The following is a 16,103-nucleotide window of genomic DNA, read 5'->3' as shown; positions in this document are numbered from 1 at the left end:
TATTGATTTTGGCTTGATAGTGTCTGGGAATGACCTTTGAAATGAATATACAAGAAATAACACCTGTTGTGCTTTGTGGTGGTTCCGGGACGCGTTTGTGGCCCCTGTCACGCAAGGGGTTTCCCAAACAATTCATTCCTGTCTATCATGGTAAATCCTTGCTTGAACTCACCTTCGAGAGGCTTTCACCATTTGGCGAGATTTTGGCATTGTCGAGTGAAGAACATCGTTTCTTTGTCGAAGAAGCGGCTGAAAAAGCTAGGTTAAGACTGACCCAGATTCTTGAGCCGATTGCAAAAGACACGGCTCCTGCAATGGCGCTTGCTGCTTGCCATGCCCGGCTGGAAAATCCGGAAAAGATTTTACTTTTCTGTCCGGCAGATCATTTCATTCCTGATGATCAACTTTTCCGCAAAATGGTAACTGCTGCTGCGGATTATGCAAAGAATGGCAACATCGTTACTTTCGGTGTGCAGCCTACGTCACCAAGCACGGCGTACGGTTACATCGAAACAGGAGAGGAAGCCGGACCCGGAATTCGGAAATCTGCGAAGTTTCTTGAAAAACCTGATCTTGAAACCGCAATGGAGTTCCTTTCGTCCGGAAAGCATCTCTGGAACGCAGGGATATTCCTTGTCCGTGCGGATGTATTGAGTGATGCACTTGCGCAGTTTGAACCCACGACTTTTGAAGCATGCAGTGAAGCAATAGAAACTGCGAAACGGGATGGCAATTTTCTGCGCCCGGGGGACAAATTTGCAGACGCGGTGCCAAAGAGCATCGACTATGCGGTGATGGAGCGCGCTGACAATGTTCTTGTTGCGCCGTTCCAAGGCGTGTGGAGCGATGTTGGTAGCTGGAATGCCATGTCAGGTCTGGGCACAAAGTTGGCCGATGGGAACTGTGTTCTGGGCGTTGAAGAAAACGTTCGCATGTTCAGCTCGGAAAACACGGTTGTTCACGGGACAGAACGTCGACTGATCGTCACATTGGGTACAAAGGACCTAATTGTCATCGATACGCCTGATGCCTTGTTGGTCAGTTCTTCCGCTGATGTTGAAGGGATCAAGAATATTGTGGGTGAACTGGTTGCGCAAAATCAGGGACAGGCCATTGAACATCGTCGGGTTGCACGCCCATGGGGTGATTATGACAGCATCGATCACAGTGATCGCTATCAGGTCAAAAGGATCACCGTAAAACCCGGGGCCCAGCTCTCGCTGCAACGGCACCACCATCGCGCCGAGCACTGGATCGTGGTCAAAGGGAGTGCATTGGTTACTTGTGACGACAAGAAGTTCTTGCTTGGCGAAAATCAGTCAACCTATATCCCGGTTGGTGCAGTGCACCGGATGGAAAACCCTGGGAAAATTCCGCTGGAGCTTATCGAAGTTCAATCCGGAAGTTATCTTGGCGAGGATGATATTGAACGTCTTGATGACGTTTACGGCCGTATTCCTGAATAAGCCTCGCTGAGCTGCTTTCTGTTATAGGGTCGCAGTAATGGGAAATTGCCTTGGCGGCAATTTCCTTTTGCGACCTCAAGTGTGAGTATTGAGTGGATTGCTTTAAAAGCGATCCTTCCGCCCGCGGATTTCGGCAAAGATTTCGGTGGCAGTCGCGCTTTCCATGCCAAGGTCGCTGGCGACCGATGCATGATCGGCGCGCAGGAACGGGTTGGTCGCCAGTTCCTTGTCCAGACGTGATGGAATGGTCGGGATACCGCGTGCGCGCAGATCGTCAATCTCCGCACAGCGCGCCTTAAGCGCGACATTGCCAGTTTCAATCGTTGCGGCAAACCGGGCATTGGACTGGGTATATTCATGCCCGCAATAGATCAGCGTCTCGCCCGGTAAATCGCGAAACTTTTGCAGCGATTGCCACATCTGATCAGGCGTTCCTTCAAACAACCGTCCGCAGCCCAGCGCAAATAAACTGTCGCCTGAAAACAGGGCCGATACCGCAGGGAAATAAAATGCGATATGGCCGCTGGTATGGCCCGGCACGTCAAACACCTGCCCGGAAAGCTTACCGATCATAACCGTATCACCCTCGGCAACTTTCTGATCCATGCCGGGAATGCGTGCCGTTTCTGCCCTGGGGCCAATAAGCTTTGCATCGTATTTGGTGATCAGCTCGCCATTGCCGCCGATATGATCATTGTGATGGTGGGTATTGATCACGATATCAAGCGACCAGCCGCGATCTTCAAGCGCGCTGATCACCGGGCCTGCTTCGCCGGGATCGACAATCGCCGTTGTGCCGGTTTCATGGCAGCGCACCAGATAGGTGTAGTTATCGGAAAGACACGGAATGACAAAAACGTCGCCTGCGGACATGGCCGACCTCACATCTGTGAATGCTGTTTGCGGCTAGCCTAACAGGTTGCGGCTTCTTAAAACAATCACGCATCATGCAAAGTTTTTACGCTTCTATGAGGCTACGGGTACGTAAATAAGTTCCCGCCCGTATCACTCGATGCTAGGCTATTTTCATGCGTCAGGATGTTGTTGATCTTCACCGCTTTTATGCCGGAAGCCTCGGGCAGGCCGCCCGCCGTCTGATTCGGCGCCGTTTGCGCGTCATGTGGTCGGATGTGCGCGGCATGCGCGTGCTCGGTTTTGGTTATGCCACGCCCTATCTGCGCCCCTTCATGGGCGAGGCGGAAAGCGTACTGGCTTTTATGCCTGCCCAGCAGGGATGCGTGCACTGGCCGGCCGATGATCCCAACCATGTTGCCCTGACCGAAGAAACCATGCTGCCGCTGCCTGACAGCTCGGTCGACCGCATCCTGCTGGTGCATCTGGTTGAACATTCCGATTCCATGCGCCGTCTTATGCGCGAATGCTGGCGGATTTTAACCCCCAATGGCCGGATCGTGGTGGTAACACCGAACCGAAGCTCGCTTTGGTCCTGGTCGGAAAATACACCCTTTGGCTTTGGTCATCCCTATAGCGTGTCGCAGCTTCAAAACCTGATGCGCGAAAATATGTTCCTGCCCGTGCAGCACAGCCGTGCATTGTTCCTGCCCCCGACCCAGCGACGGTTTCTGCTGCGCTGGTCGCAGGTATTTGAAAATGTTGGATCGCGTCTGTTCAAGGCATTTGCGGGTGTCTCTATTGTCGAAGCCGGCAAACAGCTTTACGCCAGCACCGGCACTCCGGCGCGAAAGCGCCGCCTTGTGCATATCCCGGTTTCCGTGCCACCCCTGCGCCCGGCCGATGGCAATCAAAGCCATCAGGGCAAGCTGCTGACATGCGAAAAACGCGCCGATGATCCAGCCGGGAAATCAGATTGCGCCGCTTCCGGGGATTGACCTTTGTTGCTGCAATCGCGAAATAACAGTCTTGGCGTTTGCTGGGAAAACAAGAAAAAATGCATAACGGGATTGGCAAAAGGGCAACGTGGCTTCGGGCTGCGCTGATATCGCTGTTATTGTGTGGTACTGCATCGGCGAAGGAACCGATACGGATCGAACTGTTTGGCGAGGAAAACAATATCCCCTACGCCTATCTCGAAGATGGCGTTCAGCCCGCCGGAATTTATGTCCGCATCCTGCGCGAGGCATTCCGCAAACTGCCCGACTACCATGTAAGCTTTGCCGCCATGCCGTTTAAACGGGGTATGGATTTGTTGCAATCCGGGCAGATATTCGGATATTTCCCGCCCTATTATCGTGAAAGCCGCGACTGGATTGAACGCTATTCCGTGCCGATCCTTCAGGAAACGGTGGTTGCGATCTGTAATGGCGACTATGTCCGAAGCCATCGGCTCGATCATTTCCCGCGCGATTTCAAAGGTGCCAGATTTGCCAATAATGCTGGCTACCGCATGGCCGGAGCCCCCTTTTTTGATATGGTCGAGAAGGGCGATATCGAACTTGAAGAAGGCAACACCACCGAAAGCAACCTGCGCTTTCTGATGGCCGGGCGGGTGGATTGTTATGTCAATGAACGGATGGCCATCCTGGCGGGCCTGCGTGAATTGCGCACGGACCCGGACATAGCGCGCAAATTCAACGAGGTCGCGATCATCGCGCGCGAATTCGGCTATGTCGCATTCGGCCCGGATCCCGATGGCAAATGGCCCTATCGCGATAAGTTCGCCAATGATCTTGACCGTGTATTGCTTGATATGAAGCAAAGCGGCGAAATCGACCGGCTGGTCACGGAATATTTCGCGTATTAAGTCTGCTGCCTCTACACAAAAAAGCCGCCGGGGGAACCGGCGGCTTTTAACGTCTTAGCAGATACTCGAACGCTTAATGTTCGACATCACGCCAGATTTTGCGTTTCACCGCATACAGCATCGCGGTCAGAACGATCAGGAACAGGATAACTTTCAGGCCCATGGATTTGCGGGCTTCAAGTTCCGGCTGTGCTGTCCAGTTCAGGAACGCAACAACATCACGCGCATGCTGTTCCATCGTCATCGGCGTGCCATCGGTATATTCAACAGCCTCGTCATAAAGCGGCGGTGCCATTGAAATCTGATGACCCGGGAAGTAGTGGTTGTAATGCTTCCCTTCCGAAAGGTCGAAGCCTTCGGGGGCTTCTTCCTCGTAACCGGTCAGCAGACCGAAAACATAATCCGGGCCTGCTACGCGGGCTTTGTTCATCAGCGACAGATCCGGCGGAATTGCCCCGCCGTTTGAAGCAGCCGCAGCCTTTTCATTGGCAAAGGGCGACGGGAAATAATCGGACGGCTTGCCCGGACGGGTGAACATGTCACCATCATCGTTCGGGCCGTCTTCTATTTCATAGTCCGCTGCAATTGCCTTGATCTGGTCTTCATTGAAGCCGATGCCCTGAAGGTTACGGAACGCAATGAAGCGAAGGCTGTGACAGCCTGCGCAGACGTTTTTGTAAACCTGGAAGCCACGCTGCAACTGGGCACGGTCATAAGTGCCAAACAACCCGTCCCAGCTCCAGTCCTGCGACGGCGGAACCGGCGCGTCACCGGCGGCTTTTGCGCCCGTGCCGACAAGGGCAGTCAGGGCAAATGCGGCTGCCAGGGCGGTAAGTGCAAATTTACGCATTTGCCCCCTCCTTGAGAACGGATTCGCTGATACTCGCCGGAAGCGGTTTGGGTCGTTCCAGTTTGCCCACAAGCGGCATAACCACAAGGAAATGCACAAAGTAGTACAGCGTTGAAAGCTGGCCCATGACGATGACCTTAAGGCCCTCGATCCCCATGAAGTAATCATCGGGTGCCTTTGCACCGCAATAGCCGAGCACGAAAGTGTCGATGACAAACAGCCAGAAGAACCATTTGTAAACCGGACGGAATTTCGAGCTGCGAACCTTCGAGGTGTCAAGCCACGGAATAACGAACAGGATCACGATCGACGCAAACATTGCCAGCACGCCTAGCAGCTTTGCCGGAATGCCAAAGATCGTGAAATCGATTGACCGCAGGATCGCGTAGAACGGCAGGAAGTACCATTCCGGCACGATATGCGGCGGGGTTACCAGCGGATTGGCCGGGATGTAGTTATCCGGATGGCCAAGGAAATCCGGGGCAAAGAACACAAACGCACTAAAGAAGATCAGGAACACGCCCAGACCGAACAGGTCCTTGATCGTATAGTACGGATGGAACGGTATGCTGTCCTGCGGGGTTTTGATTTCAACCCCGGTCGGGTTGTTCGACCGCACGGAATGCAATGCCCAGACATGCAGGACGACAAGGCCCAGAATGACGAATGGCATCAGATAATGCAGCGAGAAGAACCGGTTCAGCGTCGGGTTATCGACCGAGAAACCGCCCCACAGCCAGGTCACCAGCGGATCACCGATGATCGGGAAGGCCGAGAACAGGTTGGTAATAACCGTGGCACCCCAGAAGGACATCTGGCCCCACGGCAGGACATAGCCCATGAAGGCGGTTGCCATCATCGCCAGAAGGATCAGGATACCGATCCACCACAGCATTTCGCGCGGAGCTTTATATGACCCGTAATACAGGCCGCGGAAAATATGGATAAACACGGCAATGAAGAACATCGACGCGCCGTTCATGTGGATATAGCGGATCAGCCAGCCATAATTCACATCGCGCATGATGCGTTCGACCGATTCAAACGCCATACTCGTATGCGGCGTATAATTCATCACCAGGAAAATCCCGGAGAGGATCATCGTCACCAGAACAAAACCGGCAAGGGAACCAAAGTTCCACATATAGGACAGGTTCTTCGGGGTCGGATATTCATATGCGGAATGGTGCAGCATGGAAATGATCGGAAGACGATCATCGACCCATTTCACCACTTTGTTATTCCAGACGGGTGCACTCATCATACAGCTCCTTAGCCGATCCGGACGGATGTGTCGGTGAGGAAGGTGTAGGTCGGCACCTCTAGGTTCTTCGGCGCAGGACCCCGGCGAATACGGCCAGACGTATCATAGTGCGAGCCGTGGCAAGGACAGTACCAGCCGTCATAATCACCGCGGGCCTCGCCTGTGGCGGTGCCCATCGGAATGCAGCCCAGATGGGTACAGACACCGACAACGATCAGCCATTCCTTTTTCTCGACGCGCGCGTCATCGGCCTGCGGATCGACCAGCTCGTTCAGTGCGACCTCTTCGGCCTCGTTGATTTCACGCTCGGTACGGTGGCGGATGAATACGGGTTTACCGCGCCACATGACCTTGATGGCCTGACCGACCGGAATATTTGACAGGTTAACTTCGACCGAGGCCAGCGCAAGAACGTCCTTGGACGGGTTCATGCTGTCCACGAACGGCCACAGCGCCATGCCGGTGCCAACAACACCGACTGCCGTGGTCGCCAGGGTCAGGAAATCCCTGCGGTTCTCGTCCGGGTTATGTTCCCCGGATGATTGCACCGTTTGCGACATAATGTATTCCTCTTTCTGCCCCCAAAACAGGCATGCGGAATGCCCAACTGCACACTTAGGGCAAACACCTTTAATTTCCATTGACGGAAATCAAACAATGCTTTTGCCCCAAAGCCTTCAGGCCTGAAACCGGGTTCGTATACTAACAAAAAAGAGGTTTGTTAAGGGGAACTTGGAGTTGCAAATTGTTCGCATTCGATTTGCCTATTTGGTTTTGCGCTGCACAATGGAAGCGAACGTAGCGTTTTCTAACAGGCTGGCGTATTCACAACCAAGTGGTTATATCCTTGTCTCGTCTTATTCCAAATAAGTCTAATGGCGATATATCGGCGTAATTTTGTAAGGTTTTGCGCCCGGATTTCAGGTCGAAAATATTACGAGTCTATAGGGCGTTATGAGAATCTGTCTGTTCGAACCCGACATTCCCCAGAACACCGGTACAATCCTGCGCATGGCGGCATGTCTTGGCGTTCCCGTTGATATTATCGAGCCCTGTGGTTTTCTTCTGACCTCGGCGGCACTCAAGCGTGCGGGGATGGATTATCTGGGGGCGGCGGATTATACACGCCATGCCGATTGGCGCGGCTTTGTGCAGGCGCGTAATAATGGAACCGTTCCGGGGCGTCTGGTATTGCTGACGACCAAGGGGGCGGTGCCCTATTGCGATTTTGACTATCGACCGGATGATATTCTGATGCTGGGCTCCGAAAGCAGTGGCGTGCCCGATCAGGTGCATGATTATGTCGATGCCCGCGTCGTTATTCCGTTAAAACCCGGAATGCGGTCACTTAACGTTGCTATGGCAACCGCCATGACATTGGGCGAGGCCCTTCGACAAACCAGCAGCTTTCCGGAGAAGGCCTGATGACCAGTACTGATAACGATCTGATCGCCCAAAAGATCGAAGAGCACAAGGAAACAGCGCGGAACTGGTTCCGCCAGTTGCGCGATGAAATCTGTGCCAGTTTCGAGGCACTCGAAGACAGCTATACCGGACCGCTTGCCGATCAACCTGCCGGGCGGTTTGAACGCAAAAGCTGGGAACGCGGCGAAGGTCAGGGCGGCGGTGAAATGTCGGTCATGAAGGGCCGTGTGTTTGAAAAGGTCGGGGTCAATATCTCGACCGTATATGGCGAATTTTCCGAAAAATTCCGCGCTGAAATCCCCGGTGCGGCCGAAAACCCGAATTTCTGGGCGGCGGGCATTTCACTGGTGGCCCATCCCTGTTCGCCGCATGTCCCGGCTGTTCACATGAATACCCGCCATATCGTGACCACCAAGGCATGGTTTGGCGGTGGGGCCGACCTCACCCCGGTTTTCCCACAGGATGCCGACACGGCCGATTTTCACGGTGCCTTGAAGGCCGCCTGTGATGCGCATGGCGATGATTATTACGACCGGTTCAAAAAATGGTGCGATGAATATTTCTTCCTGCCGCACCGGAACGAACCGCGCGGGGTTGGCGGCATTTTCTATGATTATCTCGAGGCCGACTGGGATGCGGATTTTGCCTTCACGCAGGATGTCGGCCGTGCCTTTCGCGATATCTATCCCGAACTGGTCAAACGCCATTACAACAAGCCATGGACCGACGATGAGCGCCGTGCCCAATTGATCAAGCGCGGGCGTTATGTCGAGTTTAACCTGCTTCATGATCGCGGCACGCGCTTTGGCCTGATGACCGGTGGCAATACCGAGGCGATCCTGATGTCGCTGCCGCCTGAAGCCAACTGGCCGTAAATAAATTGTATGAGGAATAGCAAGGGCCGCCTGGTATCCGGGCGGCCTTTGCATATCTGTGTCGGATTTCAGGTTGCGGGCTAGTCGTGAGTCTGGCCGCTAAAGCCGGTTTGCGTCATTGATGGCCGGTCACAGAAATCCTCATACCATTGGCTCAGTCTTGGGCGGCTGGTTCTGAAATCGGCCAGTTCGCGAAATGCGATCCAGTCGAGCCCGGTCGCCAGCGCAATATGGCCGCCATTGATCGGCTCTTTGGGATCAAGTTCGTTTTCGAGATAATCGAAGGCTTCGATCAGTTTGGTTTTCTGCCCTTCTGCCAACGGCGGGTAACGCAGATTTTCAGGGCGGCGATTGGTTTCCCAGCGATACAGCACGCCGGCATCGCACATACCCTGCGCTAATGCTTGCAAACGCAGGGCTTTCCAGCGTTCCGCTCCCTTAGCGGGGATCAGTTTCCGGCCGGTATGCAGGCTGTCGAGATACTCGCAGATCACATCCGAATCAAACAATGCCATGCCGTCAGGCAGGATCAGAACCGGCACCTTGCCGAGCGGGTTGGCTGCAAAAACCCGATCATTGCGATTGGTCGGGCTGGTTTCCTGATGGATCACCTCGATCCGGTCGCCCAGTCCGCATTCGAGCGCAAAGACCAATGCCTTGCGCGCAAACGGGGAATGGGTCTGATAGAGCAGGGTATGATCGGTGTTTTGTATATCATCAGACTTTTGTGAAAACCGTGCCGTCATGATGCGTTTTGTCCTGAAATCAAAAAATAGCCCGGCAAACGGGTGCCGGGCTATTTTTCATTAAAAGTGAATAATCTGGTCGATTATTGAATTTTACTACTCAGCGGCAACCGCGTTTTTTTCACCGCGTACCAGAGCCATATAGTCTTCCATCAGCGTCTTGCAAACATGCGCCGGGGTAAAGGTGTAATCGGCGATGGAGGCTACCGGGGTGACCTCTGCAGCCGTTCCGGTCAGGAAGCATTCCTCGAATTCTGCCATTTCTTCCGGCATTATCGCGCGCTCGATCACCTCGAAACCGCGGGCTTTGGCAAGCCCGATCACGGTACGGCGCGTGATGCCATCCAAGAAGCAATCCGGGGTTGGCGTATGGATTTTGCCATCCTTGACAAAGAACACGTTCGCCCCGGTCGCCTCGGCAATCTGGCCACGGTAATCAAGCATCAGCGCATCGGCAAAACCGTTACGTTCCGCTTCGTGTTTCGACAGGGTGCAGATCATGTAAAGACCGGCAGCCTTTGCCGAAGTCGGCGCGGTATTCGGGGCCGGACGGGCCCATTTCGAAAGTGCCAGACGAATGCCTTTCAGGCGTTCTTCCGGTTTGAAATAGCTTGGCCATTCCCATGTGGCAATCGCGACATTGATGCGCGTGGTCTGTGCCGATACGCCCATCATTTCACTGCCGCGCCATGCAATGCGGCGGATATAGCCATCGGTGATATTGTTGGCCGCAAGCGTTTCAATGACCGCATCATCAAGTTCGGCCGCGCTATAAGGCACTTTCATATCAAGAAGCTCGCCCGATTTGATCAGACGCTGACCATGTTCGGCAAGTTTGAACACTTTACCGTTATAAGCCCGTTCCCCTTCGAAGACGGCACTGCCATAATGGACCGCATGGCTCAGCACATGGAGGGTGCTTTCACGCCAGGGTTTAAGTTCGCCATTATACCAGATAAAACCATCACGGTTGTCGAAGGTCGGAGTGATCATTTGCCAGATTCCAATTCAAAAGGGCACTTGGACGTAACTTTATGTCCTTAATTGTCTGGCCGGAGTAACATTCATCGATTAATATGTCAATATAACTGACATAACGGAAAAGCATGGCTGATATCTCAACACGCAAGGTAAACCCGCTTTTTCTGCGGGAAGAAGAGCTTAGGCAAGGTATTGAACTGCTGTTCTATGCCTATCGCGATTTCACGGCAGTGGCAGATCAGATTCTTGAGCAATATAATTTCGGTCGCGCCCATCACCGGGTCATCTATTTCGTCAGTCGGAACCCCGGCATTACGGTAAGCGAGCTTCTGTCGATTCTAAAAATCACCAAGCAGTCCCTGTCGCGTGTTTTGGGCCAGCTCGTGCGCGAAGGATTTATTGATCAGAAAACCGGTGTGCAGGATCGCCGCCAGCGGCTTTTGACCCTGACGGAAAAGGGTGATGCGCTGGAACGTGAACTGACCGAAAACCAGCGCGGCCTGATTGCGGCCGCCTATCGTGAAGCCGGGGCCGAGGCGGTTGAAGGGTTCCGCAAGGTGATGCTGGGCATGCTTGAAGAACCAGACCGTGCCCGTTTCACCGACGACAGCCCGCCCGGTATGCGCCGCCGCGCCAGCTAGCGTAAAGCCGGTCTTGATTTCAGTCGCGCGACATCAAGCGGATCAGGATGATGGCCTGATCCGCTGTCTTTTGGACAGATACAATTTTGAAACTTTTTTTTGCCTAACTCGCATAGGATAAAGCGTTTCAAATGTTCAGCTTTCGGGAGAGCCGCGTATGACAAATCAGGATCAGCCGCATATTCTTGTGGTCGATGATGATGATCGTCTGCGTGATCTGTTGACCCGCTATCTTGGCGAAAACGGTTTTGTCGTCTCGGCGGCGCGAAATGCCGCCGAAGCAAGGTCGAGCCTTGCCGGGTTGCAGTTTGACCTTCTGGTGCTGGATGTTCTGATGCCCGGTGAAAAAGGGGTTGATCTTGCGCGCAGTCTACGGGACGAAGGGTCCAAGGTGCCAATCCTTCTGCTGACGGCACTTTCGGAAACCGAAGACCGCATTTCCGGGCTTGAGGCGGGGGCCGATGACTACCTTGCCAAGCCGTTTGAGCCGCGTGAGCTTGTGCTACGGATCGAAGCCATTTTACGGCGTTATGCCGAAGCGCCGGTATCGGTCACCGACGAGATGCGTGGTGAGGCATCGACCACGGCGCAGTTTGGTGGCTTTACCTTTGATGTCAGCCGGATGACCTTGCAGCGCGGATCGGAACATATCTATCTGACAAGTGCGGAGCAGGCGCTTCTCGCGGCCCTTGTTCGTCGGCGCGGCGAAGCGACAACCCGCGAAGACCTTCATGAGATGATGGGGGGCAACGCCGTTGATCCGGGGGCATCGCGCAGTATTGATGTGCAGGTGACGCGCCTTCGTCGCAAGTTTGAGGAAGACCCAAAACAACCAAGATACTTGCAGACTGTACGCGGACGGGGCTATGTGCTGTATGTGGATTAAAGACAGAGCGTCGAACCGTCGGCGCGACGAACACGGATAAGGATTAGGGTATTGGGCAGCGGAAAAACAGGATGGATCAAATCGCTGATGCCGTCAGGTCTTCTGGGGCGGTCGCTGTTGATCCTGATGACGCCGATGCTGCTGTTGCAGATCGTCACCGTGCTGATTTTCTTTGAGCGGCATTGGGACACGGTTGCGCGCCAGCTGAGCCGGGGCCTTGCCGGTGATATTGTTTTCGTTATCGACTATCTTGGCGAATATCCGGATGCGGATCATTTCGAATGGCTGCAGCATTCCGCACGTACGCGCTTGCAGCTTGATATCCTGTTTGAACCAGATGAAATCCTTGAACGGCAAATCACCCAGCCGCCCTTCGGGCTTGTCTCCCAGGAATTGTTCAACGCCCTGAATGAACGCTTGCAGCGTCCGTTCTTCTTCGATCTTGATGTCGATGACCGCAAACTGGAAATCCGGGTGCAGTTGAAGGACGGGGTCCTTTCGGTGGTTGCACCGCGCAAGCGTCTTTATTCCTCGACCACTTATATATTCTTTATGTGGATCGCCGGTTCGGCACTGATCCTGTACGGCGTTGCCGTGATGTTCATGCGCAACCAGGTTCGTCCGATCCGCCGTCTTGCCAAGGCTGCCGACCAGTTTGGTCGTGGGGTTGAAGTCGATACCTTTAAGCCCGAAGGGGCGGCCGAGGTGCGATTGGCAGCATCGTCCTTCATTTCGATGCGCGACCGTATTGCACGTCATTTGTCGCAACGAACTGCCTTGCTGGCCGGGGTGTCGCATGATCTGCGCACGCCACTAACGCGCATGAAGCTGGAACTGGCGATGCAGGGGTCGCTGCCCGGTGTTGACGCGCTTAAGCAGGATGTTGTCGACATGGAACGCATGGTCGATGCCTATCTTGCCTTTGCACGCGGTGAAGAGGGCGAGAAGGCCGTGCCGACCGATATCGGCAAGCTGATTACCGATCAGGTTGGCGAATCCCTTCGGGATGGCCAGCAGATTGATCTGCATATTGCCGATAGTCTGGAAATGGATCTGCGTCCGCAATCCGTGCGGCGCTGCCTCGCCAATATCATGTCCAATGCCGGTCGTTATGCGAACAATCTGTCGGTACGTGCCGGACGTCGCGGGCAGGATTATGAAATCGTGTTTGACGATGATGGTCCGGGTATCCCGGTCGACAAACGCGAAGACGTCTTCAAACCGTTCTATCGTCTTGAGGAATCCCGCAATCAGGCGACGGGTGGTGTAGGTCTTGGCATGACAATCGCGCGCGACTCAGCGCGCGGTCATGGCGGCGATGTCTTTCTTGAAGATGCGCCGGGCGGCGGACTTCGCGTGCGTCTTGTTCTGCCGATCGGGCATTAAATATCTGGTTCTGCCAAATGAAAAAGCCCCGCACATATTGCGGGGCTTTTGTTTGGAAAGCTGCCAAACCTTAGAAGAAGGTCGCGATTTCCGAGAGGTCCTTTTTCTCGGTCGCATGTTTCGGGATCGTTGCATTCGCTGCCGGATATCCAGTGACCAGAAGAATATAGGGTTTGTTGTGGTCCGGGCGTTGGCATATCTCGGTCAGGAAGCTCATCGGGTTCGGAGTGTGCGTTAATGTTGCAAGTCCTGCGCGATGCAGGGCGGCAATCAGAAAGCCGGTGGCAATGGAAACGGATTCCGGCACGTAATAGTTTTTGCGAAACTTCCCGTCGGCCGACGCACTTTTGCGTTCGCCGAAAATGCAAATCAGCCATGGGGCGATTTCCAGAAACGGTTTGCTGTCATCCGTGCCCAGCGGGCGCAAGGCTTCAATCCATTCCTCGCCGGCGCGTCCGGCGTAAAAGGCGCGTTCTTCTTCTTCGGCGGCGGTGCGGATTTTCTTTTTCATCGCCGGATCGCCAATGACGGAAAAATGCCACGGCTGATGATTGGCCCCATTGGGGGCTGTACCCGCCGCACGAATACAGGTTTCGATGATGTCACGTGGCACTGGCCGGTCCGAAAAATCGCGCACGGTGTGGCGTGTGCGGATGTCATCATAAAACGCCTGGGCCCCGCGGCGCATCTCTTCAATCGGGCGTTCCTGATAATCCGGCAACGGGATCGGTAAAAAATCGGCGGTCGGCGTGGGGCGGGCTGTCATGGTGCTCTCTGATATTTGTTTGTTTAAATTGTCAGACAATCGTAATAGGGAGAGTTCAGCGATGCAAGTCTCATGTGCTTTGTCATCCATTCCCTGTCCGGGAACAGGTAATTAATCCGGCTCGGATGAGCGGATGCGTGAGTGGCGATGTTTTATTCGCTCATCGTCTGAAGAGTGATCGGTGGGGGCTGGGAAGGCCGTTAGTCTTCCGGGCTTTCGGCAAAATGAGTGTCGGGTAGCGATTGCACCAGTTGGCGCGAGTGGTCGACATGATTGATCATGATGGCTTCGGCCTTGGCGGGGTCACCGGCAAGGACGGCATCGACAATATCGCGATGCTGGGGATTGGTTTGCAGGACCTTGTCATCCGCGACCAGAACACGGAATTGCAGCCAATAGACGCTGTTGGAAATGCGGCGGAGTTGTTCAGACAGAAGCGCATTTCCGGTGACATCGGCAAACAGCATATGGAAGGCAAGGTTGTGGCGCGACATGGCCGCGAGGTCATTACGGGCCTCGGCACTGTCGAGTTCGGCCTGAATGGATCGTAATTGCAGCGTATCGCCTTGCAGGATCGGGGTTGCAAGCCGCACGGCGAGACCTTCAAGCGCGCCGCGCACGACAAACAGATCGTCCACTTCGCGCCGCGTCATGTGACGGACACTAACCCCGCGATAGGGCTGACTGTGCAAAAGTCCATCCGCGGTCAGTTGCCGAAAAGCTTCCCGAACGGATGGACGACTGACGCCAAGGCGTTTTGCGAAGTCGATTTCGGTCAGGCGTTGACCAGGTACGAGGCGACCTTCACGAATTGCATTGGTGATGGCATCGGAGACGTGCTGAACGGTCAGAGCCTCGTTGGCGGAAGCGTCGGTTTCTGTCATTTGTCACCGGATTGCGATGGATCATTGCTGCAGGGCACATCTTGTCCTATCTAAGAGGGACTTCGCGGTTGCGATATATCCCTGATGTGATTATCGTGCACTATTGTCAGACAATATTCTACACTTAATTTTTATGATTATTTGTGGTTCTACATAAAAACACACAACGAGTGAATGTTTTCTTGCGATATACGTTTGATTGATGTTAAATCGCGTCAACTTGGCATGGATACAGTGCCGGGAAAGTGTGTCCGTCGTTCCCGCCACGGTCCAGTAGAAAGCTCTAGACGAAACGGATTGATGCAGCGTTATGGCCAGCAATTTAAACGAAGAAACAGTCACTTACGTCCATCACTGGACTGACACTCTCTTCACCTTCAAAACCACCCGTGATCCGGGTTTCCGGTTCATCAACGGTCAGTTTGCCATGATCGGACTCGAAGTCGAAGGCAAGCCGCTTTTGCGCGCCTATTCGATGGTGAGTGCCAATTACGACGAAGAACTTGAATTCTTCTCGATCAAGGTGCCGAATGGTCCGCTGACATCGCGTTTGCAACATATCAAGGTTGGCGACAAGATTCTGGTCGGGCGCAAGCCGACCGGAACCCTGATCCATGATAACCTGCTGCCGGGCAAAAACCTTTGGCTGCTGTCAACCGGTACCGGTCTGGCACCGTTCATGAGCGTCATTCGCGATTACGAAACCTACGAGCGTTATGACAAGGTCATTCTTGTTCATGGCTGCCGCGAAGTTCGTGAACTGGCTTATCAGGAGTTCATCCACAGTGAGCTGCCAAACAATGAGTTCTTTGGTGAAGATGTCCAGAACAAGCTTCTGTATTATCCGACAGTCACCCGCGAAGAGTTTAAAAACCAGGGCCGCATCACCGAGCTGATGAAGTCGGGCAAGCTTTATGATGACCTTGGCCTTGAAAAACCGACCCTTGAAAATGATCGTTTCATGCTTTGTGGCAACCCGGAAATGATTGCCGAAACCCGCCAGATGCTGATCGAGTGGGGCGGCAAGGAAGGCAACATGAACGAACCCGGTCATTTCGTGATCGAAAAGGCGTTTGTCGAGAAATAACGCATTTCAGGGCAATCCGTGATTTGACAAAAGCGCACCCCCGAGTGCGCTTTTGTCATTTTGCACTCCCCATATGGGGATATGGATGCCTATACATCTGTATTAATTATGGCGTCACCAAAAG

General features: G+C 53.9%; 17 protein-coding genes. 9 read left to right on the top strand and 8 right to left on the bottom strand.

Going from position 1 to position 16,103, the window contains the following annotated elements; genetic code table 11:
* Positions 1-41 precede the first annotated feature (41 nt).
* Positions 42-1,466, top strand: coding sequence for a mannose-1-phosphate guanylyltransferase/mannose-6-phosphate isomerase (locus tag J7395_RS01950; protein ID WP_209220367.1), 1,425 nt, complete (start codon positions 42-44; stop codon positions 1,464-1,466).
* Positions 1,467-1,568: 102 nt separating this feature from the next.
* Here the strand turns inward: J7395_RS01950 and gloB are convergent, their stop codons facing one another.
* The gene (gene gloB / locus J7395_RS01945) at positions 1,569-2,339 is read right to left on the bottom strand and encodes a hydroxyacylglutathione hydrolase (protein ID WP_209220366.1); all 771 of its coding nucleotides are present in this window, start codon (positions 2,337-2,339) and stop codon (positions 1,569-1,571) included.
* A 155-nt stretch (positions 2,340-2,494) separates the two neighbouring features.
* Between gloB and J7395_RS01940 the strand changes: the two genes are divergently transcribed.
* Both J7395_RS01940 and J7395_RS01935 read left to right on the top strand, forming a co-directional pair.
* The gene (locus J7395_RS01940; RefSeq protein WP_247741922.1) at positions 2,495-3,316 is read left to right on the top strand and encodes a class I SAM-dependent methyltransferase; all 822 of its coding nucleotides are present in this window, start codon (positions 2,495-2,497) and stop codon (positions 3,314-3,316) included.
* Positions 3,317-3,375: 59 nt separating this feature from the next.
* Positions 3,376-4,188, top strand: a complete 813-nt coding sequence (locus J7395_RS01935; RefSeq protein ID WP_209220365.1) for an ABC transporter substrate-binding protein — start codon at positions 3,376-3,378, stop codon at positions 4,186-4,188.
* 73 nt (positions 4,189-4,261) lie between these two features.
* Here J7395_RS01935 and J7395_RS01930 read toward each other — a convergent pair whose 3' ends face one another.
* From J7395_RS01930 to petA, 3 genes are read right to left on the bottom strand one after another with little or no spacing between them, the layout of a single operon-like run.
* A complete protein-coding gene (locus tag J7395_RS01930; protein ID WP_209220364.1) occupies positions 4,262-5,038 on the bottom strand; it encodes a cytochrome c1 in 777 nt (258 codons plus the stop codon).
* Positions 5,031-6,302, bottom strand: coding sequence for a cytochrome b N-terminal domain-containing protein (locus J7395_RS01925; protein ID WP_209220363.1), 1,272 nt, complete (start codon positions 6,300-6,302; stop codon positions 5,031-5,033). Before J7395_RS01925 ends, J7395_RS01930 begins: the two co-directional genes overlap by 8 nt.
* A gap of 8 nt (positions 6,303-6,310) precedes the next feature.
* Positions 6,311-6,862, bottom strand: a complete 552-nt coding sequence (petA, locus tag J7395_RS01920) for a ubiquinol-cytochrome c reductase iron-sulfur subunit (RefSeq protein WP_209220362.1) — start codon at positions 6,860-6,862, stop codon at positions 6,311-6,313.
* Between the two features lie 394 nt (positions 6,863-7,256).
* Here petA and J7395_RS01915 point away from each other — a divergent pair, with 394 nt between their 5' ends.
* Both J7395_RS01915 and hemF read left to right on the top strand, forming a co-directional pair.
* Positions 7,257-7,727, top strand: coding sequence for a tRNA (cytidine(34)-2'-O)-methyltransferase (locus J7395_RS01915; RefSeq protein ID WP_209220361.1), 471 nt, complete (start codon positions 7,257-7,259; stop codon positions 7,725-7,727).
* Positions 7,727-8,602 carry an oxygen-dependent coproporphyrinogen oxidase gene (hemF, locus tag J7395_RS01910; protein ID WP_209220360.1) on the top strand — a complete coding sequence of 292 codons (876 nt, stop codon included), beginning with the start codon at positions 7,727-7,729 and terminating at the stop codon, positions 8,600-8,602. Before J7395_RS01915 ends, hemF begins: the two co-directional genes overlap by 1 nt.
* Positions 8,603-8,682: 80 nt before the next feature.
* On the opposite strand, the gene J7395_RS01905 is transcribed toward hemF, so the two are convergent.
* On the bottom strand, positions 8,683-9,348 hold the full coding sequence (locus tag J7395_RS01905; protein ID WP_209220359.1) for a glutathione S-transferase: 666 nt from the start codon (positions 9,346-9,348) through the stop codon (positions 8,683-8,685).
* Positions 9,349-9,444: 96 nt separating this feature from the next.
* The gene (locus tag J7395_RS01900; RefSeq protein WP_114109659.1) at positions 9,445-10,341 is read right to left on the bottom strand and encodes a branched-chain amino acid aminotransferase; all 897 of its coding nucleotides are present in this window, start codon (positions 10,339-10,341) and stop codon (positions 9,445-9,447) included.
* Positions 10,342-10,454: 113 nt separating this feature from the next.
* Here J7395_RS01900 and J7395_RS01895 point away from each other — a divergent pair, with 113 nt between their 5' ends.
* The 3 genes from J7395_RS01895 (at position 10,455) to J7395_RS01885 (ending at position 13,242) form a co-directional block, all read left to right on the top strand.
* Positions 10,455-10,970, top strand: a complete 516-nt coding sequence (locus J7395_RS01895) for a MarR family transcriptional regulator (RefSeq protein WP_062948064.1) — start codon at positions 10,455-10,457, stop codon at positions 10,968-10,970.
* Between the two features lie 157 nt (positions 10,971-11,127).
* Complete coding sequence (locus J7395_RS01890) at positions 11,128-11,856, top strand: response regulator (RefSeq protein WP_209220358.1); 729 nt, start codon at positions 11,128-11,130, stop codon at positions 11,854-11,856.
* A gap of 87 nt (positions 11,857-11,943) precedes the next feature.
* On the top strand, positions 11,944-13,242 hold the full coding sequence (locus J7395_RS01885) for an ATP-binding protein (RefSeq protein ID WP_209220357.1): 1,299 nt from the start codon (positions 11,944-11,946) through the stop codon (positions 13,240-13,242).
* A gap of 70 nt (positions 13,243-13,312) precedes the next feature.
* Here the strand turns inward: J7395_RS01885 and J7395_RS01880 are convergent, their stop codons facing one another.
* Together J7395_RS01880 and J7395_RS01875 are read right to left on the bottom strand one after the other, a co-directional pair.
* A complete protein-coding gene (locus J7395_RS01880; RefSeq protein ID WP_209220356.1) occupies positions 13,313-14,008 on the bottom strand; it encodes a nitroreductase family protein in 696 nt (231 codons plus the stop codon).
* 200 nt (positions 14,009-14,208) lie between these two features.
* Complete coding sequence (locus J7395_RS01875; RefSeq protein ID WP_209220355.1) at positions 14,209-14,892, bottom strand: GntR family transcriptional regulator; 684 nt, start codon at positions 14,890-14,892, stop codon at positions 14,209-14,211.
* Positions 14,893-15,202: 310 nt separating this feature from the next.
* Between J7395_RS01875 and J7395_RS01870 the strand changes: the two genes are divergently transcribed.
* Positions 15,203-15,979, top strand: a complete 777-nt coding sequence (locus tag J7395_RS01870) for a ferredoxin--NADP reductase (RefSeq protein ID WP_062948056.1) — start codon at positions 15,203-15,205, stop codon at positions 15,977-15,979.
* The last annotated feature ends 124 nt before the right edge of the window (positions 15,980-16,103 follow it).

Origin of the sequence: Thalassospira sp. A3_1, assembly GCF_017744215.1 — a bacterium.
GTDB lineage: Bacteria > Pseudomonadota > Alphaproteobacteria > Rhodospirillales > Thalassospiraceae > Thalassospira > Thalassospira lucentensis_A.
The sequence above is the reverse complement of the archived record's forward strand: the minus strand, read 5'-3'. Positions and strand labels throughout refer to the sequence as shown.

What these genes read in the sequence shown, in the direction of transcription:
- hemF (WP_209220360.1), top strand. Translation starts at nt 7,727, where the DNA reads ATGACCAGTACTGATAACGATCTGATCGCCCAAAAGATCGAAGAGCAC.
- gloB (WP_209220366.1), bottom strand. Translation starts at nt 2,339, where the DNA reads ATGTCCGCAGGCGACGTTTTTGTCATTCCGTGTCTTTCCGATAACTAC.
- J7395_RS01940 (WP_247741922.1), top strand. Translation starts at nt 2,495, where the DNA reads ATGCGTCAGGATGTTGTTGATCTTCACCGCTTTTATGCCGGAAGCCTC.
- J7395_RS01905 (WP_209220359.1), bottom strand. Translation starts at nt 9,348, where the DNA reads ATGACGGCACGGTTTTCACAAAAGTCTGATGATATACAAAACACCGAT.
- J7395_RS01870 (WP_062948056.1), top strand. Translation starts at nt 15,203, where the DNA reads ATGGCCAGCAATTTAAACGAAGAAACAGTCACTTACGTCCATCACTGG.
- J7395_RS01885 (WP_209220357.1), top strand. Translation starts at nt 11,944, where the DNA reads ATGCCGTCAGGTCTTCTGGGGCGGTCGCTGTTGATCCTGATGACGCCG.
- J7395_RS01950 (WP_209220367.1), top strand. Translation starts at nt 42, where the DNA reads ATGAATATACAAGAAATAACACCTGTTGTGCTTTGTGGTGGTTCCGGG.
- J7395_RS01900 (WP_114109659.1), bottom strand. Translation starts at nt 10,341, where the DNA reads ATGATCACTCCGACCTTCGACAACCGTGATGGTTTTATCTGGTATAAT.
- J7395_RS01935 (WP_209220365.1), top strand. Translation starts at nt 3,376, where the DNA reads ATGCATAACGGGATTGGCAAAAGGGCAACGTGGCTTCGGGCTGCGCTG.
- J7395_RS01880 (WP_209220356.1), bottom strand. Translation starts at nt 14,008, where the DNA reads ATGACAGCCCGCCCCACGCCGACCGCCGATTTTTTACCGATCCCGTTG.
- J7395_RS01930 (WP_209220364.1), bottom strand. Translation starts at nt 5,038, where the DNA reads ATGCGTAAATTTGCACTTACCGCCCTGGCAGCCGCATTTGCCCTGACT.
- J7395_RS01890 (WP_209220358.1), top strand. Translation starts at nt 11,128, where the DNA reads ATGACAAATCAGGATCAGCCGCATATTCTTGTGGTCGATGATGATGAT.
- J7395_RS01895 (WP_062948064.1), top strand. Translation starts at nt 10,455, where the DNA reads ATGGCTGATATCTCAACACGCAAGGTAAACCCGCTTTTTCTGCGGGAA.
- petA (WP_209220362.1), bottom strand. Translation starts at nt 6,862, where the DNA reads ATGTCGCAAACGGTGCAATCATCCGGGGAACATAACCCGGACGAGAAC.
- J7395_RS01875 (WP_209220355.1), bottom strand. Translation starts at nt 14,892, where the DNA reads ATGACAGAAACCGACGCTTCCGCCAACGAGGCTCTGACCGTTCAGCAC.
- J7395_RS01925 (WP_209220363.1), bottom strand. Translation starts at nt 6,302, where the DNA reads ATGATGAGTGCACCCGTCTGGAATAACAAAGTGGTGAAATGGGTCGAT.
- J7395_RS01915 (WP_209220361.1), top strand. Translation starts at nt 7,257, where the DNA reads ATGAGAATCTGTCTGTTCGAACCCGACATTCCCCAGAACACCGGTACA.